This window comes from Cytophagia bacterium CHB2, assembly GCA_030263535.1.
In the GTDB taxonomy this organism is placed as follows: Bacteria; Zhuqueibacterota; Zhuqueibacteria; order Zhuqueibacterales; family Zhuqueibacteraceae; genus Coneutiohabitans.
Genome location: SZPB01000047.1, coordinates 1 through 24434, shown reverse-complemented (window position 1 = coordinate 24434; position 24434 = coordinate 1). Strand labels below are relative to the sequence as shown.

Below are 24434 nucleotides of genomic sequence, written 5' to 3'. Positions count from 1 at the left end.
TGGTGGATGTGGTTGCTGAGCATCTGGGTCACGGTGAGCGGCTGCCTGGGTGTGTTGCTGCAAAAGTGGCTGCCCAAAATTCTCAGCTCCGGCCTGGCGCTGGAAGTGGTGTATGAACGCATTCCCGAGCTGATTGCTGAAATTCGCGAGCAGGCGAATGCCCTGATGCAAACCTGCACTGATCCGGTGCGGGATTTTTACCGCGAGCATGTTGCCGTGGCCCTGGCCTCGCCGCAGCCGCGCTGGATTTATTATCTCGACATCACCGGCGGCATTCAAGCGCGCGTCAAAAAATTCGATTACCTGCGCCGTTTTCTGCCCGCCGCGGAAAAAGAAAAACTGAACACGCTCGAATCGTATTACAAAACTAAACTCGAAATCGACGCGCATTATACGTTGCAGCGTGCGCTGCGCTGGTGGCTGTATCTGCACGTGCCGGCCTCTCTGGTGCTGCTCGCGCTGGTCGCGCTGCACGTGTTTGCCGTGTGGTATTATTGATCACCTCATTCATCAATGATTGGCTAGAATCACTGTGGCAAAGACAGAAGGCAACAAAGGCGTTTTTGGCAAATTGCAGCTCGCTCTCGCGCGCCGCTATGTTTTTCCGGAATCGCGGCGCAGCATGATCATCCTGGGAGGCGTGGGGTGTCTCGGTGTGCTGGCCTACTTCGTGATCGATTTTGCCTGGCTCAAGAGCAGCTTTACCGCCAGCGGCCCAGTGTCTTCGTTTCATGCGAACTTCGAGAAGGATTGCAGCTCCTGTCACGAACAATTCAAAACGGCCACCAGCGCAAAGTGTTCGGTCTGCCACGAGAAAACCGGCGATGCGCTGGGCGTGTATTCGTTCGCTGCGCACGACGTTTACCGTTCGGGCGATTTGAGCCGCATCAAGACGAATGCCGAGGAGCATCAATGTTCGACATGCCACCTCGAACATGCGGGCCGCGAAGCGATGATCACCGAGGTGCCGGATGAACGCTGCACGGCCTGCCATGAATTCGGCTCCTTCAATCGCAATCACCCGCAGTTTGATTTTGTGGCGCAGCAAACCCCGGATGATTCGACCCTGCGCTTTCCTCACATTCAACACGTGAAGGAAGTGGTCAAGCAAGAAAAGTTGACGGATATCGAACGCGCATGTTTGTATTGCCACAATCCGCAGCCGGACGGCAAGCATTTCGAGCCGATTGCCTTCAACACGCATTGCAGCTCATGCCATCTGAAATCGAACAGCGAAACGCCGCCGCTGCGCATCCGCCGTTTGGGTGATCCGGCGCCGGGCGTCGAGCTGCTCGACGATATGCAGCGCCGCGGCGGACCGGCGATGGTGTGGGCAAAAAACATGAGCGCGAGCGAGTTTCAAATAAAATCCGGCAATCGCGTGGTCAAATCACCGATCCGGCATGCCGACCTGTGGATTCTGGAGAATTTGCGCACGCTGCGGCGCATGCTTTATCCTGAAAACGGTTTGACGGATTTGATTAAGGCAAATGGGCACAGTGCAGCCCCGCATCAGATGCAGATGATGCAACCGGTTTATGATGAAGCATTGCAAACCTTGCGGGGTTATGCCGAGGCGTTGCGCGGTCGCCCCGAGCCGGAGCTGCAACGAGAGCTGGTTAAAATCGATTCGTTGCTCAAAGTCGCGCAAAATAAAATACGCCGCCAGACGTTTGCGGCAAAAGACGCCAAGCTTTTCATGCCTGCGATGAAACTCAATTCCCGGGTTTCTCCGGAACAGGCGCAGGAGATCAATGCATTCGCCGACGATCTCACGCGGCGCTGCCAACGGTGCCATGTCGTCGCAAATGCCGCGATTCAGCGCGTGCAAAAAGATCAGCAAGTTTTGCGGCGCGCCGAGTTCAATCATCGTGCGCATATTTTGCAGCGGCGTTGCCTTGATTGCCATACGGAAATTCCGATTTTGGCGCAGACTACAGCGGCGGCCACAACGCAACCGGTGCGCGACCAATCCGCCATTCAAAACATTCCGGAGATTGCGAATTGCCGCAGTTGCCACAATTCTTCGGAGACGTCGAATCGTTGTGTCACGTGTCATTTTTTTCATCCGAACAAAACCAATCGTTCGAGTCTGTTGATGTATCTTGATTGATCCCATTCCTCATTGTTTTGAGGGCATCACATGAAAGCCAAATTCTTCTGCACCACCGGCATGCTGGCCGGGGCAAAATTCGAGATCGGTAGACAGGCGACCATTGGAAAAAACGGCGGTAACACTATCGTGCTGGATCCACCGCAGATTTCCGATCGCCATGCCCGCATCTTTTGGGATGACGCGCAAAAATGCTATCGGCTTGAAGATCTCGGCAGCCGCAATGGCACGCAGCTCGATGGCATGCGCGTGCAGCGCCGGGAGAAGCTGGGAGCGTTGCACATTATCACGCTAGCGGGAATGTTTGATTTCGTTTTTCAAGCGCTGCCCGACGAGGGGTTGCCGGTAGCGAGGCAGAATGGTTTCAAAGTACAAACGCCCGCGCGCTTGAACGGAAGCGCTCAAAATCAAATCGGGCCGGCCAAACCGGTTTTCATCAAACGCGAAGCGCCGGCGCGCGCGCGGCGGCGTTCGAGTTACAGCCGCACGATGATCGAGGCGCTGCCGCCGTCCTTTTCGGGCGCGTCGTTCGAAGCAGAAAAATTCCAGAAATTTCAACAAACCAGGATCGAAGCGGCGTTTGACGCGAGGGGGTGGCCGCGCAAAGCAACAGACTTTTTGCTCGAAGTCAAAAACACCGGCGGCGGGTGGCAAAATTTTCAGCTCAACGCCGGAGAAAATGTTGTTGGCCGCGCGCCGGAATGCGAAGTGTGCATCGATGATCCTTCGATCTCGCGCCGGCATGCCGTGCTGGTGGTTAATTTTGACAAAGTCAGCGTGCGCGATTTGGGCAGCCGGAATCATACGTTTGTCGGTGATGAAACCGCGCTTACGGAAATCGCGATTCCGCTGCAGGCGCCGCTGCGTTTCGGCGCAATCGAAGCGCGCGTCGTCACGAACGCCGCCTGAACGCCAAACCAAAGTTTTACCGATCGCAACAACAAAGATATTCATTCAAATTGCCGAAGGAGAGATTTTTAGTATGTCATTCACAGTCGGGCAGCCGTCTCTTCGCCGTGCGGGTGGCGCCAGTTGGAAGGCGTGGTGCTTGTTCATTTTATTTTTTGTGTTCGCGTTGTATACGTTCATCCTCGCGCTGAGTGGATGTAGTCCGGCCAGCAATCCCATGCAAGCGATTACGCCCGCGCAACCGCCGATGTTGACGGTACAGGACGTCCAGACGCTAATGACGCAAGCGGTCGATGTTGCCGAGCAAATGAACGAAAAAATCAATGTCGCGGTGATGGACCGTGAAGGAAATGTCCTGGGCGTTTTTCGTATGAACGGCACACGTTCAGCGGGGCCGGCTTCGGAAGCCTTGCTCGGTGAAATCGCCAAGGCGCGTACGGCTGCCTATTTAAGCAGCAATCAACACGGTTTCACCACATTGACGGCGTGCTACATCACACGCGCGCACTTTCCGCCGCGCGCGAATAATACCGTTGCCGGGCCCTTGTTCGGCGTGCCGTTTTCACAAATCGCCACGAGCGACATTCAACCGAACGGCGGGCCGTTGCCTCCGCTTGGGCCGCCGCAACCGAATCCCCGCAACATTCCGGGCTTGACCAGCATCTCCGGCGGCGTGCCCATCTTCAAAAATGGTGCATTGGCCGGCGGGCTTGGCATCAGCGGCGGCTCGGATACGTTTGTCGCGAACCCGCCGAATCCTCCGGTCGCTTCGAATTTGTTGAACAACATGTTTATTTATTGCGAAGGCGTCTCACGAGATGAAGTGATCGCATTGGGCGCCGTGCGCGGCTATGAAGTTCCCAACGACAAACGCGGCGACACGATATTTTTGGATGGCATTCAATTGCTGTACGCCAACACCTCGGCGCCAAATTTTAATTTCAGATTGACGTGGGACAGCCTGGCAACACGCGGAACCGTCGATCCCAATTTTCCCATTCAAGCAACTCTGCCGGCGAAAATGCCGATGGAAGGTGAAGTGATCATGGATGCCAGCCATGATTTTCGCATGAAAGACGGGGCCTTGCTTACCGCCGCAGAGGTGCGCCAAATCATTACACAAGCGGTCACCCGCGCCGGCCGCACGCGTGCGGCGATTCGCCGCCCCATCGGCAGCCCGGCGCGCGTGTTCGTCGCGGTGTCCGATCTTGACGGCACAATTCTCGGCATCTGGCGCATGGCAGATGCAACAATGTTCAGCATGGACGTTGCTGCACAGAAAGCCCGCTCCGCGGTTGCTTTCAGTAATCCCAATGATGCCATGGGAATGCAGATGCGCACGCTGCTGGGAGTGCCTGCCGGTGCGCCTTTGGCCGTGAGCACGCGCGCGGTTGGTTTTTTGAGCCAGCGGTATTATCCCCCGGGGATTGACCAGGGCGCGCCGCCGCAAACGCTGCCTTATGAAAGCGGGCCATTTTATCAGAATGTCGATGGCGTATTTGATTTCACCATGCAGCAAACCATGCAGAATCGCGCGCCGTTTCAAAACGGCTTGCAGGTTTTTCCCGGCGGCATTCCGCTTTATAAAAATGGCCAGCTTGCCGGCGGCATCGGCGTGAGCGGCGACGGCGTCGATCAAGATGATTATATCGCGGCCGGCGGCACGATTGGTTTTGAAGCGCCGGCGAGCATTCGCACGGATCAGTATTCTTACAAAAATGTCAAGCTGCCTTATATCAAATTTCCGCGCCAGCCGGAATTGCCCTGAGGCAAACATGTTTGCAGGAATGCCTCCGAACGGCATTTCCTCAAATAAATTCGCGTAGGCGCTATGCATGTGAATTCGCAATCAAAAGATTTGATTACCGTTGGACGTTTGCGGCAAGAGGCCGCGCGGAGAGTCTGAACGTCCACAATCAATTGAACGATGAACGTTTTTAAATACTGCCGCTTGATTGGAATAATTGTACTCAGCAGTCTCGGCTTGCTCGACGCAGCCATGTATGAAGCCCTTGCGCAAAGGCGCGCGGCGCGCGATTCGATTCGCGTCAAAAAAGAAAACGCCATGGGATCGCGCACGCGCATGAGTGCCCGCCGATCGGCGGCGCGCGACTCATCCCAAATCAAAAACGAAATCATGACCGGGTCGCGTACGCGCGCGGCCAGACGCCGGGCAACGGCGCGCCCACCCCAGCCGCCGGCGCCGCCCGTACAAGATTTCGTGCCGATCACGGATCGTTGGGAGGAAATCAAGCCGCCGGAGTATGAGTTGAATGTCAAAGGGCGTTGGCATGATCCTTTCAATCAAAACAAACTCAAGGGCGATTATCCCATCATCGGCCAAAATACTTTTTTGATTCTGACCGCTGCCACGGATAATTTTCTCGAATCTTCCTGGCTGCCCACGCCCAGCGGGGTGAGCACAGCAAATGCGCAGAGCGCCAACTTTTTTGGCAACGGCAGGCGCTTTCTGGCAATCGAAAACCTGCGTTTCACGATTGATTTGTATCAGGGCAATGTTGCCTTCAAGCCGCGTGATTGGGAGTTGCGCATCACGCCGGTATTCAACCTGAATTATATCGATCTGAACGAGAACAACACCCTGCGCATCAGCCCGCGCAGCCGCACCGATCGCACCGATCGCCAACTGGCGTTTCAGGAATTGTCGCTGGAAAAGCATTTGTTCAATGTCAGCGATCGTTTTGATTTCATCTCGTTCAAAGGCGGCATTCAACGCATGTTCAGCGACTTTCGCGGTTTTATTTTCAGCGATTTCAATTTGGGCGGCCGCCTGTTTGGCAATCTCAGTTCGAATCACTATCAATACAACCTGGCTTATTTTTACATGCTGGAGAAAGACACAAACAGCGAGCTGAATACCGTCTTCGATGATCGCCAGCAGCAGGTTTACCTCGCGAATATCTATAAACAAGATTTTCTCACACTCGGTTACACCGGGCAATGGAGTTTTCATTACAACAAAGATCGCGCGAGCGTTTACTACGACACCAACGGTTTTCCCACCAGGCCGGCGCTGTTGGGCGCGGCGATTCCGCACACGGTCAATGCGTACTATCTCGGCTGGACCGGCGACGGCCATTTTGGCCGGCTCAACCTCAATCATGCGCTGTATCAAGTCCTCGGCAATGACACGCGCAATCAACTTGCCGGGCAACGTATCCGCATCAACGCGCAAATGGCGGCGCTGGAATTATCCCTCGACAAAGACTGGAAACGCTACCGAGCGTCGGTGTTCTACGCCTCCGGCGATGCCCGGCCGCTGGACGGTGTGGGGCGCGGCTTTGATACGATTGTCGATCAACCTTTTTTTGCGGGCGGAACATTCAGCTTTTGGAATCTGCAAGGCATTCGCTTGCAGGGCGTGAACCTGGTGAATCGCTTCAGCCTGGTGCCCAATTTGCGCAGCAGCAAAACGCAAGGCCAGCCCAACTTTGTGAATCCCGGCCTGTTGTTGTTCAATCTCGCGTGGGACGCGGATTGGACGCCGAAGTTGCGCACCGTTCTGAATGCAAATTATCTGCGTTTCGTCAATACTGCGCCGTTGCAGCAATTTCTCAATCAATCGGCGATTCGCAACGACATTGGACTCGATTACGGTTTGGGCATTATTTACCGCCCGTTCTTGAACAACAATGCGATTTTCACGATTTCCGCTTCGGCGTTGACGCCGTTCGGCGGCTTCAGCGACATTTACCAATCGCCGCGCACGCTGTACTCGGTGTTTACCTCGTTCGTGTTTACTTACTGATCCGATGCCATGAAATTCCGTTTTATCCTGTTGCCGCTCATGTTCTTCGCCGCTTCGGCATTCGCGCAAACCGACTTGATGAATCAAACACAACGGCAAGCCGATCGCAAAAGCAAAGGCTGCCTGAAATGCCACAATGGCATCGAATCGATGCACAAGAACACCGCCATCAAGGTCGGTTGCACCGATTGCCACGGCGGTGATGCGGAGGCCACGACAATCGACAAAGCGCATGTGCAGCCGCGTTATCAAGATCAGTGGAAAACCTCCGCCAATCCGGTAGGCTCATACACGCTGCTGAACGAGGAGAAACCGGAATTCATTCGCTTTGTCAATCCGGGAGATTTGCGTGTGGCTGAGGAAGCATGCGGCGCGTGTCACGCGAAAGAAGTGATGAATGTGAAGAAAAGCATGATGACGCATTCCGCATTGTTGTGGGGAGGCGCGGCCTACAACAACGGCATTCTTTCCACCAAGAATTATATTCTCGGCGAAAGTTACAGCCGCGAGGGCCTGCCGCAACGCATCAACACCGTGCCGCCGCCCACAACGGAAGAGCTGAAGAAAGGCGTGTTGCCGTTCTTGCTGCCGTTACCGCGCTGGGAAATCTCACAGCCGGGGGATAATTTCCGCAGTTTTGAACGCGGCGGGCGCGTGCCGCGCATCAATCCTTCGGAGATCGGCTTGCCGAATCCGCTCGAAGAACCGGGCAAACCTGATAACAAACTCAGCGATCGCGGGCTAGGCACACAATTGTTGATCAGCTCGCCGGTCTTGAACCTGCACAAAACACGTTTGAATGATCCACATTTGTCGTTTATGGGAACCAATGATCATCCCGGCGATTATCGTTCCAGCGGCTGCTCCGCGTGTCATGTGGTTTACGCGAATGATCGCTCGCCCGTGCATTCCGGGCCTTATGCCAAGTTCGGCAATCGCGGCGCCAGCTTTACCGCCGACACGACGATTTCCAAAAAAGAATCCGGACATCCGATCATTCATCAATTCACGCGTGCGATTCCAACCAGCCAGTGCATGGTTTGCCATGTGCATCAACCCAACGGCTTCATGAACACCTTCCTCGGCTATCAAATGTGGGATTATGAAAGCGATGGCCAGGCGATGTATCCCAAAGAGCAGAAGCAAGTCTCTTCCGAGGAGGCATTCACCGCATTGGAGGCCAACCCGGAGGAAGCGGTGCTGCGCGGCAATTGGGGCGAGCCGACGTTTTTGCGCTCCGTGACCAAACTGAATCCCAACATGAGGACGACGCAATTTGCCGATTATCACGGGCACGGGTGGATCTTTCGCGCCGTTTTCAAGAAAGACCGCAAGGGTAATCTGCTTGACAAAGACGGCAAGATGATTTCTCCGGAGTCGCCGCACAAATTTCACGGGGTCGTGCCGCTGGAGGACGGCAGCAAAGCTTACTGCGATGAGGATTGCCGCAAAGCGCAGAAGGCCGTTCATCTCAAAGACATTCACGCCGAGAAGGGCATGCACTGCGTCGACTGCCATACGACGCAAGACAATCATGGCAACGGCAAACTTTACGGAGAATTTCACAACGCCATCGAAATTCAATGCGTCGATTGCCACGGCTCCGTCACGCAGCGCGCGACGTTGCTCACCTCCGGCCTGGCAGCGCCGGAAGGCGGAACGCCTCTGCTGGAGATGAAAACACCGTTTGGCGAACGGCGCTTCCTCAAACGCGGCGACCGCATTTTTCAGCGCTCGATGGTTCACGATTCCCTGCAATGGGAGGTGCCGCAAGTTCCCGACATCGTCGATCCCAACAGCAAACATTATAACGCCAAAGCGCGCCGCGCAAAACTCGTGGCCAAAGGCGGCGGCGAATGGGCGCGGCCGATGGACGCCTCCAAGCTGGCGCATGCGACCAACAAAATGGAATGCTACACCTGCCACACTTCCTGGGTGACGAATTGCTTTGGCTGTCATTTACCGCAACAGGCCAATTGGAAGAAAACCATGAATCACTTCGAGGGGGAAGAATCGCGTAATTGGACCACCTACAATCCGCAAGTGTTGCGGGATGACGCGTTCATGATGTGCCTGAACGCCACGACCAAAGGCAATAAATATGCGCCGGCGCGTTCGTCGAGTGCAGTCATGCTCAGCTCACGCAACGCGAATCGCGAGCAGATTTATAATCAACAAGCGCCCATTTCTGCGCCGGGTTACAGCAGCCAGGCCTTTAATCCGCATTTCCCGCACACCGTGCGCACAACCGAAACCCGAACCTGCACGGATTGCCATCTCTCCGAGAATAACGACAACAATGCCTGGATGGCGCAAGTGTTGTTGCATGGCACGAACTTCGTCAATTTCATGGGCAAATATGCCTATGTCGGCCTCGGCAAACACGGCATTGAAGCGGTGAAAGTTACGGAGGACGATGAGCCGCAAGCTGTGCTCGGAAGTTATTTGCAGAAGCTCGCCTATCCCGATAATTACAAAAAGCATTTGCAGAACGGCAAAGAGCTGGAAACCGCCTACGAACACGGCGGCACGAACATCTTGAGTTTGCAGTTGCGCGGCGAATACCTTTACACCGCAAACGGCGAGGACGGTTTTCGGGTGTATGATGTGGCAAACATCGACAACAAAGGTTTTTCCGAGCGCATCGTCTCGGCGCCGGTTTCGCCGTTCGGACAGGATACGCAGGTCAAAACAAAATTTGCGACGGCCGTGGCCCTGCCCACCAACATGCCGATTGACACCAAGCGCGTCTACCGTCCCGAGAATCAGGAACAATGGCCGATTCATCCGTTGTACAGTTACGCCTACATTGCGGACAAGTTCGAGGGGTTGATTCTGGTGGATGTGATGACGCTGGTGGACAACGAGCCGCGCAACAATTTTCTCGAACGCGCCGTGACGTTCAATCCGGGCGGCGTTTTGAGCGGCGCAACGAGTTTGGCGATTGCGGGCAACTACGTTTACATGTGCGGCGATAACGGCCTGGCGATCGTGAGCGTCGATAATCCGCTGCAACCGAAACTCGTGGCGCGTATCGGCGCGCCCGCGCTCAAAAAGCCCAAGGCCATCGCGATCCAACTTCGTTATGCGCTGGTTTGCGATGCCGAGGGCGTGAAAACCATCGACATCACCTTTCCGGAAAAGCCCGAACTGGTGCAAGGCAGCCTCATACCGCTTCGTGAAGCGCATGACATTTATTGGGCGCGCACCTATGCTTATGTGGCAGCGGGCAAGCAAGGCATTGTGATAATCGACGCCGAGAATCCGGAAGCGCTGAGGATCGATCAAACCTACACAGCCGACGGCAAAATCAATGACACTCGCAGTGTGAAAGTTGCCGCGACCAATGCCAGCATTTTTGCTTATGTTGCTGACGGCAAGAACGGGTTCCGCGTCTTGCAAATCACTTCGCCGACCGAACCAACGTTTCTTGGCTTTAGCCCCCGGCCGAATCCCCGGCTCATTGCAACCAAACAATTGCCGGGCGAAGCGATTGCGCTTTCCAAGGGCATGGATCGCGATCGTGCGGTCGATGAGAGCGGCAATCAAGTCAGTGTTTTCGGTCGCCTGGGCTCCCGGCCGTTTACGCTGGAGGAGCAACGGCGGTTGTATATGCGCGACAACATGATTTGGAAAGTAAGCGATGATCCGGCCAACACCAAGGTCGAGGCGAGCAAGCGCAATGACTGACTATGATCGCATAAGAGCAACAACGCGCAACCGGCAATGCCGGGCTGGGCTCTTCTGGCTCTGGGTTTTTCTGAGCGTGTGCCAGGGGGAGGCGGCTTATGCGCAATACAAAACTCTAGGGCCGGGCAGTTGCGGCCTGGGCCAAAGCAATTGCCACGCCGAGGAAAACGACTGGTGGAAAGACGATGCGCACAAAGTAACGGTCGATGCGTTCTTCGACGATCCCGCGGCTTATGAAAAAATCGCCAGGTTGGCGGGCGTCGATCCGGCGAGTATGCTCAAAGGCACAAATCAGTGCATGTCCTGTCACGGCACGATCATCTCCGGCAAGGAAGGGCGCGACACTGAAGACGGGGTGAGTTGTGAAAGTTGCCACGGCCCGGGCAGCGGGTACAAAGATCCCCATTCCGAGGGCGATGTCAAACTGGGCGTCAATCGCACCGGCTACATCAAAGCGCTGCAGCTTGGTTTGGTGGAATTGAAGAATTTGGATAAACGCGCGAATACTTGCGTGCGTTGTCATTACATCACAGATCAAAAGCTGCTGGCGGCCGGGCATCCGGATGGCGCGCGCTTCAATTATATTTCAGGCCTAAAGAAAGTGGCAAAGCATTGGAAACGCCAGCCGGATGCGAACGATCTCACCAAAGCGCCGTTTGAGAAAGCGATGAATGCCAAAGGTCCGGTGGCGCAAATTGCGAAGGTCGAAGCAGCCGCGCCGCCGCCAACCCCAGCGGAAAAACCGGTAACTCCTCCGCCTTCTGCCGCGGCGCCAGCAACGGCAACGCCGGCGACTGTCTCAAACGCGCCATTGCCGGAAACAAAAACGGTTGCCAGTGCAAACACGCCGCCGACAACAAACATGACTTCACCTGCGAATGCGGCGCCGGCAACACGGCCGGCTGCGCCTCCCAGACCAGTTGTCACACAACCGGCTGTTCCCACAACAAGCAACACAACAATGACGGCGCCGGTGGCAATGCCGCCAATGATGGCCTCGCCGGAAAGCACGAGAGTTTTCGCGCCGGTATTTTTGCCGCCCTTTCCGAGTGTAAGCGATACAGCATCTATCGGCGAGATTCTACTGATCGTCAAAAAGCGTTTGGAATTGCTCTATCAAAAAACCGGGCAGTGATCTCAATCGCCTAAACAAACATGATCAATCAAGCTCACGCAAAGTCGAATACGATATGATTCAATTCATGCCTGCGCGCAACAACGGTAAGGTTGCAACCACCGGCGTCAAACGCATTGAGCAGCACAAGGATCGCTGGTCGGCATACGGCGCCACCGCCGGCATCCTGGGGATTTCCGAAAAACTTTCGCCGAACAATTTGCGGCGCTTCGAGATGTTTCGCGATTATGACGACGCCTTTCTTGAAGAAATCAGTCCGGACGTCACCATTGCGAAGTGGAAACCGAATGCGGTTCTATTCGAAGAGGGCGCGTATCTCGATCTGGCATTTTTCATTGTGCAAGGTTCCGTGGAGATTTATCTGCAAAAGATGCGCAATCGCCAACCGCAGAGGAGAGATAAAAAACCGAAAAATGGCTCGGAGATCGTATTTCTCTCTTCAATGGATTTCAACCTGCCGGCGGGCAGCGGCATGACGCTGGGCGCGGGTGAAATTTTCGGCGAGATTGGCGCGATGAACGGCTGGCCGCAATCCGTCACGGCGCGCACGGCAACCGAGTGCCTGCTCGCACAGATTCGCATGCCTGCGTTACGCCGCATGAAACGCAAATCCAAAACATTGAAAGAGCGTCTGGACAAAGTCTATCGCGAACGCTCACTGTTTGCCCAACTCAAAACCACGGCGCTTCTGCAAAAGTGTGATGATGCCTTCATCGAGGCGCTGGCGAAACGGGTCGAACTGGTTTCTTGTGATCCCAATGAGGTGATCGTCAAGGAAGGCGAGGCGGCGGATGCGCTTTATCTCGTGCGCTCGGGTTTTTTAAAACTCTCACAAAAATTAGGCGAAGGGGAAGCCGCGGTATCCTATCTCTCCAAAGGCATGACGCTCGGCGAGGTTGAGCTGCTGCTGCAAGACGCGTCCAATTGGACGTGCAGTGCGGCTTCGGTGGAATTTACCGAGCTGGTTAAGATTTCTCGCGAGGATTTGCGCGCCCTGTTGAAAAGATACTCCCACGTGCAGAAACGCCTGCTGGAAAGCGCGGTGGCGCGCATCAAGGAAACCGGATTCAACCGCAAGCATCTCGGCCAGGCGGAATTCATTCAAACCTCGCTCGAAAAAGGATTGATGCAGGGCAACAGCATTTTGATGATCGATCTCGATGTCTGCACGCGCTGCGACGATTGTGTGCGCGGTTGCGCGGATACGCACGAGGGGCGGCCGCGTTTTGTGCGCGAAGGCGACAAATATGAAAATTTTCTGATCGCCAAATCATGTTACCATTGCCACGATCCTGTGTGTCTGGTTGGCTGCCCGACCGGCGCTATCCATCGCGCGCAAGTCGGTGAGGTGGTTGAAATCGTCGATGATCTTTGCATTGGTTGCCAGGCGTGCGCCAACAATTGCCCGTATGACGCCATTGTCATGCATGAGACCGGCGAGGTTTGGCCGAACAATATGCTGCCGGAGGTTTTGCGCGGCAAGGAACGCCTGTTGGCGAGCAAATGCGATCTTTGCTATAAAACCAATCACGGCCCGGCGTGCGTGAACAACTGCCCCCATGGGTGCGCGGTGCGCGTCGGCAGCGTCACAGAATTTCAGCAACTTTTGGCTAAAAAACGCTGAACGCTTTTACATATTTGGAATCCCGCCGACAAGATCGTAACGAAATCGTTAGCCCGGGCTGGCACATCCTTCACAAAAATCGCCAAATTCAAGGCTTCGCCAGGAAAAGGCGGGATGGGACGGTATTTGCTTAACTACGAATGTTCAAAGCCTTCTAGTACACTGTTACCATGAATTCGTAGCCCTGCCCCCTTGTGGGGCATTGTCTCAACCCGCGAATTTATTGGCTGCAGCAGCACTCACAAGGAGGTGGGGCTACAAAAAATTAAGGTAACGGCGCTCTAGTACGCTGGTGCCCTAATTTAAAAAATGACCCCTTCGAAATGTCATTTGACGAATCTTGTGAAGGACTCGGCAATTTGCCTGCTACTTCACAAGATTCCTGCTGGATGACACACAAGGAGGGATAATTTTTCAAAATAACCGTGTAATAGTCGAACCCAAGTTCGGCCGCAGTAAGAAAATGTTTTTGAGATGGTTCAACCGGTTTTCAAATACGCTATGATGAGAATTGTGCGTTTGACGATTATACTCGTTTTGGGTATTATTTTCTCTGCCCTCGCGCAAGCGCCGATCAAGATCGTGCGCTTCGAAAATAATATCGGCATCATCGATCGCGGCGAAGAGGGCGGCGTCAATGTGGGTGATGTCTTCGAAGTCAACCGCCAATCCGGCGACCTCAAATATTGGGTCGGGCGCGTCGAGGTGACGAAAGTGCGGACCAAACTCGCCAGTGTGAAAGTTCTCGTCAAGGCAGACAACACCATGATACAGAAAGGCGACATTCTCGAGCTGCGCAAAAGCGAATATGATCCGATGCTGGACAAGCTCAATCAGGCGCGCGAGCGCGATAAAGCACAAGTTGCCGGCAAAAAAGAAATGTCTGCCGCCGACCTCACGGCAGAGCCTTTCATCACGAGATCGCGGCCGATAACTTTCAGCCTGGTGAGCGGCATGACGCAGACATTCAAAGGCTCCTCGGCTTCCTATGCCTTGAAAATGAACTTGCAGGTGGTGGACGGCAACAATCGTCTGCTGCAGACGATTGACATGACGCGCGCCTATTCGCGCAGCCTGGCATTTCAAGCGTTCTTTGCCTTGCCGCTGTCGCCCCGCTTCGATTTGAATTTGAATTATGCCTTCGTGCCGCTTCACTTAAAGGGGCCGGTATCCGATCAACTCCTGGCCCTGGGCTTACAGGCTTCTGCCACGATGATGAAGATCGGGGCCGGCGTGGATTATCATTTCAATCGTCAGTGGGATTTCGGCGCGGCTCTGGGGTTATTTTTGCCGCAAATCAAAATCAACGGCGCAACCCGCTCGCTTGTGATGACGGAGCGGCAATGGGGCGTTGCCGCTCATGCGATTTATAATATTCCCCTGGGTCCGGCGATCCAGTTGAAACCCATGCTGGAATACAATGCTTTCCTAGATGAGGGTCCAGTTATTCATTATTTCACATTTCAAATCGGACCGAGCTTCATGATCGGAAAATGATGAAGACCACGATTAAAACATGTACCAAGTGCCTGGCGCCCTATGAGTTCGGCCGTCCGCATGTTTGCCCGGACGCAAAGCCCGCCGGCCCGTTTACGACTTTTGCGCAGCCGCAAATCGGCATGGTGATCGACAAGCGCTACCGGCTGCAAGCCAAACTGGGTGAAGGCGGCATGGGCAGCGTCTTTCGCGCACGGCGCATGTTTATCGAAGATTTCGTGGCGATTAAATTCATCCGGCCGGATTTCCTCGCAAACGCGGAAATCCGCCAGCGTTTCTATCAGGAAGCTCAGGTCGCGGCGCGCATCAAACATCCCAACGTTGTCAGCGTGTACGATTTCGGCGAGACCGCGGATGGGCTGGTCTATTTTGTGATGGAGTTTCTCGAAGGCATGTCGTTAGGACAACGCATCGCCAAGCACGGGCCTCTCACGCTTGACCGGGTGCTGGAACTGGGCACGCAAATCTGCGCCGCGCTGGCGTGCATGCTGGCCAACAACGTCATTCATCGCGACCTCAAGCCGGACAACATCATGCTGGTGAAGGACGAGCACGGCAACGAAATGGTCAAGGTGGTGGACTTCGGCGTTGCAAAAATTCTCGAATCCAACGCGCGCTTGACGCGCTATCAAGCGCGCATTGGCTCGCCGGTGTATTCCTCACCGGAGCAATATCTGGGTAAAACCGTTGATCATCGCACCGATCTTTATAGTTTGGGCGTGATTTTTTATGAATGCTTGACCGGCCAGGTACCGTTTGATTCGCCCAATGAAAATGAATTGATCTCTGCGATCGTCGACAAAATCCCGCCGCGTTTGGACGATATCCTCGTAGGCTTTCCCAGCGGCATGGCCGATCTTGTGCAACAATTGCTGGCAAAAAATCCCACGCAGCGGTCGAGCAGCGCAGCGGAGGTGGGCAAGTGTTTGCAAAGGTTGCGTCAAGATCCGCAAGCGCAACAAGTGTTTCGTTTTAATCGCAAACCGGAGAAACGCCCGGCTGAGGTGAATGCGCCATTCGCCGGCGAATTTGCGGCCCTCGCAAACCTTTCGTCGGACGAGCCGGTCGCAGACAAAGCAATCGCTTCACAGAACTCGCCGGCCGCCTCGAAATCCCCGGTCAATTATGGCGAACTCAAGCGCGCGCCTTCGACGAATGGCGCGGCACGGTTGCGCGCAAAACGGCGCAAAACATACAGAGTTTGGCAAAGCGCTTTGATTACGGCAGGGTTCATCATCGCGGCCTCGTTTTTAACCTGGGCGATATTGCGTGAGCCTGCGGCGCAGGCCTTCGCCATGCAGCAACTGCGGCATTTTCTCAATTTGGCGGATCGTTTCGTGACCGAGAAAGAATTAAGCACGGGTTCCGCGCCGCAACCGGAAGCCGAGCGCGTTGCCGTCAACCTCGTGCAGCGGGCGAATGCTGCGCCAACGAATCCCGTCAATGCCGGCGCGCCGGCGCCCAATGCTCCGGCGAAATCCGAGCAAACAACCGCGAACAATTCAACCCTTGCTCAAACGGCCCGGCCGCCCGCAGCCGCAAATCAACTTGAAACCCTTGCTTTGAATCGCCCGGAAACGGCAAGGCCAGCAACGCCGCGCGCGAACGGCAACGCGATTAGCGAGAGCAATGCTCGCGCAAAAAATCTGCTGGCCAGCCGCCAGTTGTTTTCGAATACGCCGGCGCGCCCGGCGGCAAACGATTTGACCAAACTTGCCATTCCGGAGCGCATGGTTCTCATTCAGGCAACCGCGTTTCGCGGCGAGTTTCCGCCTAATCAAAATGGCGCGGCCGGCGCGCCGCAAGTCGCGCTCGGCGATTTTCTCATCAGCAAACATGAAGTCACGAATCGGGAATATCTCGCATTTGTCGAGGCCACCGGCAAACATTATCCGGAATGGATGGATCCCAAAAGCAAATATCATTATCTCAAAGGCACCGACGGCTTTTACAAACAACTGGGGCAGGGCTTGTATGATCCGAATCATCCGGTCGTGGGCGTGTCGTGGGAAGATGCCGTCGAATATTGCAACTGGCTTTCACAAAACAGCCCGCTGAAATATCGCTTGCCGACAGAGGAGGAATGGGAACTTGCCGCACGCGGCGGGCGGAGTGAGCGCAAGTATAGCTGGGGCGACGGCGTGCCGCAACTTGCCAATGGCGGGAATATCGCTGACGAATCTCTCAAAAAAGTGTTTCCGGATTGGCCGGTGATCTGGCGTGATTATGACGATCGTTATGCCTTCACCGCGCCGGTGGGAAAATTCGGCGCCAATGCCGCAGGCGTTTGTGACATGACCGGTAATGTGTGGGAATGGTGCAGCGGCTGGTTTGCAGCCGCGAATCCGCAAAACCAAAACGGCGCAGGCGTGCCGATCGGCACCGAGCGCGTCATCCGCGGCGGCTCGTGGAGCGACACGGCGACGAAACTGCAAATCTCAAATCGCCGCGGCATTGCGCCCAGCTTTCGGAGCAACAACCTGGGTTTTCGCGTCGCGGCGAGCTGGCCGCAATAAGCAATCTATTGCGTTTTAACTAGAAAGAAATGGGTGATGTCCTTAAAATAAAATCCCGCTGAAATTAATTTTTCAGCGGGATTTTTGTTGCAGTCGCTTGTTTCTATTTCTGCCTCATTTCTCAGAGTTGCGCCAATCCACCACTTCAACATTACCTGGAATCTTGAAGGTAAAAAGCTGATCCTCCAGCGCCGGGTTGACGGCAAAATTTTGCAATTTATAAATCGTCAGGTTTTCGTTGAGATCGATTTGTTCGATTTTGACCGCGATCCAGTTCTTCTTGTCGACCCACACCGTAACCGATTTGGCGAAGGAATCATCTTCCTGGCGCGGCCGGAGGCGCACGACATGGCAGTCGCTCTGGTCGAACTTTTCGCTGCGCACATATTCTGCCTTGAAGTCGTTCGTGTATTTGATCAACAAATCGCGCGGCAGGGGATTTTCCTGTGACTTCGTCATGTTATCGATGAACACTTGCTGCTTGTCAGCGGAATATGTCCACACCGTTTTCCCGTCGGTGACGATGGTTTGCGCCTCCGTTTCAATGCGATAGCGATCGCCTTTTTTGAGATAGAGTTTGCCGGTCATGGTCTGGGTTTCGCCGGCCAGCGCCCAGGTATAGTCCTTTTGAAAATCCGCGGAGAGCGCCTCCAGTTTTTCGTAGCTGCCGCGCACGCGTGCAATGATTTTATCGGCGTTTTCTTGCGGCGGCAACGCCAAACCGGCGGAGCTCAAAAGCGCGGCAAACAGCAACCCCGCGAAAACGGTTTTCGTACGTCGCGGGTGTATTCCTGTCCACAAAGATAGAAGATTCATTTTTATTCCAATCCCATTTCTTCCAAATACGATTCATCGACCAAGACTTCACGCGCTTTGCTGCCGTCGAAGGCGCCCACAATACCGGCGGCTTCCAATTCATCGATCAAGCGTGCGGCGCGTGAGTATCCAATTTTCAAACGGCGCTGCAGCAGCGAGATCGAGCCTTGCTGATGGCGCACAACTAATTTCAACGCTTCATGGAACAACTCGTCACGGCGGCCGTCGGGTGCCGGGCCATAACCGTCATCGACTTCATTTTCGTCCTGCCGTACCGGCAACAATGTTTTTTCGAATGCCGGCTGATTGCGGATATGCTCGATGGTGCGCTCAATCTCTTCCGAGGAAACAAAAGCGCCGTGAATGCGCACGGTCTCCGGGCTGCCGGGCGGCAAGAAAAGCATGTCGCCGCTGCCCAGCAGCTTTTCCGCGCCGTTCATGTCCAAAATCGTGCGCGAGTCGATCTTCGATGCGACTTGAAACGCGATGCGCGCCGGGAAATTCGCTTTAATCACGCCGGTGATGACGTCAACAGAAGGCCGCTGCGTTGCGACGATCAAATGAATGCCGACAGCGCGCGAGAGCTGCGTCAAGCGTGCGATCGGCTCTTCCACCTCTTTGGCCGCGGTGAGCATGAGATCTGCCAGCTCGTCGAGCACCAGCACGATATACGGCAGCGGCTTCAGCTCTTGTTGGTCTTCACCCGGGTTCGGCTCCTCCGGCAGCGCCAGCTTGCCCTCGCGCAAACGCTGATTATATTCGGCAATATTGCGCGAGCCGACGCGCGCCAGCAGCGTGTAGCGATTCTCCATTTCCCATTCCAGGCTGCGCAGAATTGCCAGCGCATTCTGCGGCGTGGTCACAACTTCTTCATTCAAATCATCACGATAATTCAAATGATGGCGGCGCAGCATGCGATAGCTCGACAACTCCAAACGCTTGGGATCGATCAACACAAAATGCACATCGCGCGGATGCGCTTTATAAAGAATGCTCGCGATAATGGCATTCAAACAAACGCTTTTACCCGAGCCGGTGGCGCCGGCAATGAGCAGATGCGGCATTTTTTCGAGCGAGGTGACATAGACCTGACCGGAGATCGTCTTGCCGAGCGCAATCGTCAACGGCGAGGGCGACTGGCGGAACGCATCCGAATCCAGCAGGCCGCGCAAATCGACCATTTGTGGATCCGGATTCGGCAACTCGATGCCCACCGCGGCCTTGCCCGGAATTGGCGCGACGATGCGAATGCGCTTGGCGCGCATCGCCAGCGCAAGATCATCCGCAAGCGCGGTGATGCGTGAAACTTTGATGCCGGGCGCCGGTTCATACTCATAACGCGTGATCACCGGGCCGGGATTGATTTCAACAACTTTGCCTTCGACATCAAATTCCAGCAAACGTTCTTCCAGAACGCGCGCCAAACTCAACAATTCGTCGCGGCTCTGCACTTTTTGCTGATCTACCGGCGGCACGCTGAGCAATTCGAGCGAGGGGAAAACATAGTTTCCGGGCGGGCGCGGCTTGTCGGTTTCCGCGGCGCGCGGCGAGTCCGCGAAAGACTCGGATTTTTGCGAACGGGCGCCATCCGGCGCGATCTTTTCATAGGCGGAATTCATTGGCGCGGCATTCGCGGGCAGGCCCGGTTCCGTGAATTCACGCCGGGCAGCGCCGGGAATCACGCTGGAGGAGTTGGAATCTTCCAGCGTGCGCAACCGCGCGAGTTTTTTCCAGCGCGGCTCCATCGGCTCATCGACGACATGCACCTCTTCTTCCGCCGCTTCCTCCAAATCCGGCTCGACTGTGCGCCATGATTTTGCCGAAGGCTCTTCCGCACCAAATTCAGGCAAGGCCGGACGCCAATGGCGCAGCGACGACCAACCGCCCGAGAAAAACTCACGCAAACGGCCAACCCCCTGCATGGCTTTGAGGATGGCTTCGTGCAAACTCATCTGCGTTGCTATCATCAAAGCAACCGCGCCAATCGCAAGCATGACGATCACGCTGCCGATGGCGCCGAAGATCCCGTGGAGAGAATGCGAGATGAAACCGCCGACCACGCCGGAGTAAGCATAACCAAATTCACTGCTTTGATTCATCGCCTGCGGCAGGCCCAGCCAGGCGGCGAGGTAAAGCGCGGCAAAAAGCGCGTAGAATGTAATACGGGACAGCTTGTCGCGTTTGTGGCCGCGAAAATAAAACCATCCCCACGCCATGATCACAAAGGGAATCAAAATGGCGGGATAGCCAAACAGGATCTGGATCAACACTTTTGATATGCCGACGCCCGCGAGTCCGATGGCATTGTAAATGGCGCGCGTCCCGAAACCCTGAAATTCATCTCGGGAGTCGTATGAAATCAAGCTCACCAATACCAGCGTGCCGAGCATCATCAGCAAGATGCCTAAAATCTCTTCACGCTGTCGCTGCGATAATTTTGCGGATTTTCCCGCCATCTTCGTTCACCGTCTCACAATAAGATTCAATCAGGTCAATTATGCTTAATAAGGCCTTTGATAGAACGGGGTCTTGACCACACGCGCCTCCATCTGCCGGCCACGAATATCGACCATAATCACCGAGCCAATCGCGCTAAAGTCACTGGCGACATAACCCATGCCGATGGATTTTTGCAGGCTCGGCGAAAACGTGCCGCTTGTCACAGATCCAATCGCGTTACCGTCTTTGAGCAGAGCATAACCGTGGCGCGCGATATTTTTGCCCGGCAATTCAAAGCCGATCAACTTGCGGCGCGGGCCTTGCGCCTTCACGGCAGCAATGGCTTGCTTGCCGAGAAAATCGCCTTTGTCGAGTTTTGTGATCCAGCCCAGGCCGGCTTCGATCGGATTCGTGGTTTGATCGATGTCATTGCCGTACAGGCAGTATTTCATTTCTAGGCGCAGGGTATCGCGCGCGCCCAAACCAATCGGTTCGATGTTGAAGGGCTTGCCGGCTTCGAAAATAGCATCCCAAATTTTGACCGACTGTTTTTCCTCGAAGGCGATTTCGAAGCCGTCTTCGCCGGTATAGCCGGTGCGGGCGATCACGGCCGGCACGCCGGCAATTTCTCCCAAAGCAAACCAATAATATTTGATTTCACTCAAATTTGTTTTCGTGAGTTTTTGCAGCGTGGCTTGCGCGTTGCGGCCCTGCACTGCCAACAAGCTCGTTTGATCGCTGACATCGTGCATGCCAACTTCGGGCGTTGCCGCTTGCTGCAGCCATTGCCAGTCCTTCTGCAAATTCGCGGCATTGACGATGGCCATGTACCGGTCGGCCAAACGGTAAATGATGAGATCATCAACGATGCCGCCGTCCGGGTAACACATGGCGGAATACTGCGCCTGACCGGGCGCCAGCTTGGCAACGTCGTTGATCGTCATGCGTTGCAAAAATTCCAGCGCTGCCGGGCCGCGGAATTCAAATTCGCCCATATGCGAAACATCAAACACGCCGGCAGATTGGCGCACGCTGTTATGCTCGTCGATGATGCCGCGATATTGCACCGGCATCATGAAACCGCCGAACTCGACCATCTTCGCGCCGAGGCCGGCATGCACATCGTGCAAAGCAGTTTTTTTAACCGGGGAAGTTGCAGAGGAGTTGCTTGACATGCGGGTCTTCTTTCTGGTCAAATTTGCCGGCGCGTTGGCGCCTTTGTTCATCACAGGGAGGCGATCGTCTTCGCGATGCGTTCCAGGCCGGTTTGAATATTTTCCACGGAATTCGCATAACTCAGGCGCAAATAGCCGTCGCCATATTTTCCGAATGCCGTGCCGGAGAGCACGGCAACCCCTGCTTCATTGAGCAGCAGATCGGCAAGCTGCTTGCCCGGCATGGGCACTTTTTTGACATTGGGAAAGCAATAAAAAGCGCCGTGGGGAGTGATGCAACTCACGCCATTGATTTCGTTCAAGCCGGCGACCATCAAGTCGCGGCGCTTGCGGAATTCCGCGATAAACCCCTTCACTTCGGTGCGCGGGCCTTGCAGCGCCGCAATGCCGGCATCTTGTGTGAACGTTGAGGTGCAACTATTGCTGTTGATCATCAACCGCGCGACATGTTGCGCCAACGGCTCCGGCATAACGCCGTAACCCAGGCGCCAGCCGGTCATGGCATAGGTTTTCGAAAAACCATCCAGCAAAATCGTGCGTTCGAGCATGCCGGGCTCGGACAGGATGCTGGCATGCTTGCCGTCATAAAGTATGTCTTTGTAAATCTCATCACTCAAAATCAGTAAATTTCTTTTGCGGGCAATTTCTGCGACGGCCTTGATATCGTCATGCGTCATTACGCCGCCGGTGGGGTTGGCCGGCGAATTGAGCACAAGCAGGCGCGTGCGATCGGTGATCAATGCTTCCAGGTCGGCAATATCAAAACGAAAACCTTTTTCTTCTTTCAACGGCAGAGCAACGGCTTTCGCGCCGGAGAATTCAATAACAGATTCATAAATGGGAAAGCCGGGATTAGGGTAAATCACTTCGTCATCGGGATCGATGAGGGCAAGCAACGCAAAAAACATGATCGGTTTGGCGCCCGGCGTGACCACGACATTTTCAGGATGCACCGCCACGCCGCGTGTGCGCGCAACATCTTCGGCAATCACTTGGCGCAATTCGCGAATGCCGGCCGCCGGCGAGTAGTGCGTGCGGCCGCGGCGCAGGGCATTGATGGCTTCATCCACAATGAACTCCGGCGTGTCGAAATCCGGCTCGCCGATCTCGAGATGAATGATGTGTTTGCCCTGTGCTTCAAGCTGACGCGCGCGCGCCAGCACTTCAAACGCCGTTTCCGTGCCGAGACGGGCCATCCGCTTTGCAAATCTCATTCGCCTCTCCTTCGCGTCGTTTATGAGATGCCGATGTGATTCGTTGCGCCTGCCGGCCTACCAGACTTTTTGCACAATCCGTTGAATGTCATTAAACGTGATGAATACCGTCAACAGCAATAACAACGCAATCACAACTTGGTGCATCACCATGCGCGTGCGCACGGACACAGGCCGGCGCATGACGGCCTCCAGCCCGAGAAAGACCAGATGCCCGCCATCCAACACCGGAATCGGCAGCAAATTCATCAACGCAAGGTTGATGCTGATCAGCGCCATCAGCTCGAACAAGCTTTCCAGTCCCTGGCGCGCCGCCTCGCCGGCAATCATGGCAATGCCAATCGGCCCGGTCAGCTCTTTTTTGAGCGAGCCTTCGCCGCGCAGCAACCGCCCGAGCATGACGCCCATTTGCGAGGTGACCTGCCAGGAAATGTTCGCGCCCATCGACCAGGATTCAATAAATCCAACCGCGCGCCGAATTTCTTTTGGACTGATGCCGATCAACCCGATCTTGGTATCCGGATCGAGGCGGGGTGTGACTTCCGCACTCATGCGCTCGCCGCTGCGTTCCCACACCATCGCCAACGGTTTTTCCGGATTGGCGTGAATGATTGCGGTAAGCTCCTGCCACGTCTTAATCTCGTGTCCCGCGACGTTGAGAATGCGGTCACCGGGCTGCAAGCCGACGCTTTGCGCCGGAGAGTTTTCGAGAACGGTGCGGATTTCCGGCACCAATTCCGGAATGCCGGCAAAAAATGCGATTCCGGCAAACAACACGATGGCCAGCACAATGTTCATGACCGGGCCCGCGGCGATGACGATCGCCCGCTTCCAAATCGGTTTGGACATGAACTCGTCGGGCTTGCCTTCGATCTTATCGTCCATGGACTCGTCGATCATGCCGGCCATTTTTACATAGCCGCCCAACGGTACAATACCAATGCAATATTCGGTATCGCCGATGGTTTTCTTCCAAATATGTTTTGGCAGGCCGATGGAAAAACGCTCGACGCGGATGCCGGCCCAGCGCGCGGCGAGAAAGTGGCCAAGCTCGTGAATCAACACGAGTATGCCCACGACAAAAATGAACGCCAATATCGTTGTCATAATTTTCCTCTGAGGTTAAAACTTTCTCCTGTCATCTAAATTTATGAACAAATCATCTTTTTCATTCCACCACGGGCAAACGCTATGCGGATGATACGAATCTAACGGATCAAAACAATCATTTTTGTTCGTTCGGGCATCCTTAGAAAGGCCCTCGTCTAGCACAAGCTTGCCGCCGTTTTTTGCACAAACGTGCGCGCCCAACGATCAGCCGCCAGCACATTCGCCAGGTTGCACTCGTGTCCGTTGCGATGCTGTTGCAGCGTTTCCGAGATCATTGCCGGAATTTGATCGAAACGCAACCGTTCTTCCAAAAAGGCTTGCACCGCCTCTTCATTTGCGGCGTTCAACACCGCGGGCGCGGTTCCGCCGGATCTGCCCAGCTTGCAGGCGCTGTTGGACGCGCAGGGTGGCGCGCTGCGGCTGCCCT

The 24434-nt window shown here is 55.0% G+C and carries 15 protein-coding genes; 9 read left to right on the top strand and 6 right to left on the bottom strand.

All coding sequences use genetic code 11. From position 1 onward, the window contains the following. Window positions 1–532: 532 nt before the first annotated feature. From FBQ85_07035 to FBQ85_06995, 9 genes are all read left to right on the top strand, one after another. Complete coding sequence (locus FBQ85_07035) at window positions 533–2113, top strand: hypothetical protein (protein ID MDL1874911.1); 1581 nt, start codon at window positions 533–535, stop codon at window positions 2111–2113. Between the two features lie 30 nt (window positions 2114–2143). Continuing rightward, complete coding sequence (locus FBQ85_07030) at window positions 2144–3022, top strand: FHA domain-containing protein (GenBank protein MDL1874910.1); 879 nt, start codon at window positions 2144–2146, stop codon at window positions 3020–3022. Further along, complete coding sequence (locus tag FBQ85_07025; protein ID MDL1874909.1) at window positions 2931–4790, top strand: heme-binding protein; 1860 nt, start codon at window positions 2931–2933, stop codon at window positions 4788–4790. The genes FBQ85_07030 and FBQ85_07025 overlap by 92 nt, the downstream gene beginning before the upstream one ends. 159 nt (window positions 4791–4949) lie before the next feature. Next, entirely contained in the window at window positions 4950–6791 is a 1842-nt protein-coding gene (locus tag FBQ85_07020; protein ID MDL1874908.1) for a hypothetical protein, read from the top strand. 9 nt (window positions 6792–6800) lie between these two features. Further along, a complete protein-coding gene (locus FBQ85_07015; GenBank protein MDL1874907.1) occupies window positions 6801–10481 on the top strand; it encodes a hypothetical protein in 3681 nt (1226 codons plus the stop codon). Next, window positions 10435–11616 (top strand): hypothetical protein, encoded by a 1182-nt coding sequence (locus FBQ85_07010; GenBank protein ID MDL1874906.1) that lies wholly within the window; start codon window positions 10435–10437, stop codon window positions 11614–11616. Before FBQ85_07015 ends, FBQ85_07010 begins: the two co-directional genes overlap by 47 nt. A gap of 55 nt (window positions 11617–11671) precedes the next feature. Next, window positions 11672–13240, top strand: coding sequence for a cyclic nucleotide-binding domain-containing protein (locus tag FBQ85_07005; protein MDL1874905.1), 1569 nt, complete (start codon window positions 11672–11674; stop codon window positions 13238–13240). 504 nt (window positions 13241–13744) lie between these two features. Further along, on the top strand, window positions 13745–14737 hold the full coding sequence (locus tag FBQ85_07000) for a hypothetical protein (GenBank protein ID MDL1874904.1): 993 nt from the start codon (window positions 13745–13747) through the stop codon (window positions 14735–14737). Beyond that, the gene (locus FBQ85_06995) at window positions 14734–17253 is read left to right on the top strand and encodes a hypothetical protein (protein ID MDL1874903.1); all 2520 of its coding nucleotides are present in this window, start codon (window positions 14734–14736) and stop codon (window positions 17251–17253) included. The genes FBQ85_07000 and FBQ85_06995 overlap by 4 nt, the downstream gene beginning before the upstream one ends. Window positions 17254–17367: 114 nt before the next feature. Here FBQ85_06995 and lolA read toward each other — a convergent pair whose 3' ends face one another. The 6 genes from lolA to FBQ85_06965 all read right to left on the bottom strand — a co-directional run. Further along, window positions 17368–18069, bottom strand: coding sequence for an outer membrane lipoprotein chaperone LolA (gene lolA, locus FBQ85_06990; protein MDL1874902.1), 702 nt, complete (start codon window positions 18067–18069; stop codon window positions 17368–17370). 2 nt (window positions 18070–18071) lie between these two features. Further along, window positions 18072–20525 carry a DNA translocase FtsK gene (locus FBQ85_06985; protein MDL1874901.1) on the bottom strand — a complete coding sequence of 818 codons (2454 nt, stop codon included), beginning with the start codon at window positions 20523–20525 and terminating at the stop codon, window positions 18072–18074. A 45-nt stretch (window positions 20526–20570) separates the two neighbouring features. Next, window positions 20571–21683, bottom strand: a complete 1113-nt coding sequence (gene gcvT, locus FBQ85_06980) for a glycine cleavage system aminomethyltransferase GcvT (protein MDL1874900.1) — start codon at window positions 21681–21683, stop codon at window positions 20571–20573. Between the two features lie 50 nt (window positions 21684–21733). Beyond that, a complete protein-coding gene (locus FBQ85_06975) occupies window positions 21734–22897 on the bottom strand; it encodes a pyridoxal phosphate-dependent aminotransferase (GenBank protein MDL1874899.1) in 1164 nt (387 codons plus the stop codon). 57 nt (window positions 22898–22954) lie between these two features. Continuing rightward, window positions 22955–24004: an RIP metalloprotease RseP gene (gene rseP, locus FBQ85_06970; protein MDL1874898.1), complete on the bottom strand. Its 1050-nt coding sequence runs from the start codon at window positions 24002–24004 to the stop codon at window positions 22955–22957. 158 nt (window positions 24005–24162) lie between these two features. Beyond that, the coding region (locus tag FBQ85_06965) for a 1-deoxy-D-xylulose-5-phosphate reductoisomerase (GenBank protein ID MDL1874897.1) at window positions 24163–24434 on the bottom strand (272 nt) is incomplete at its 5' end.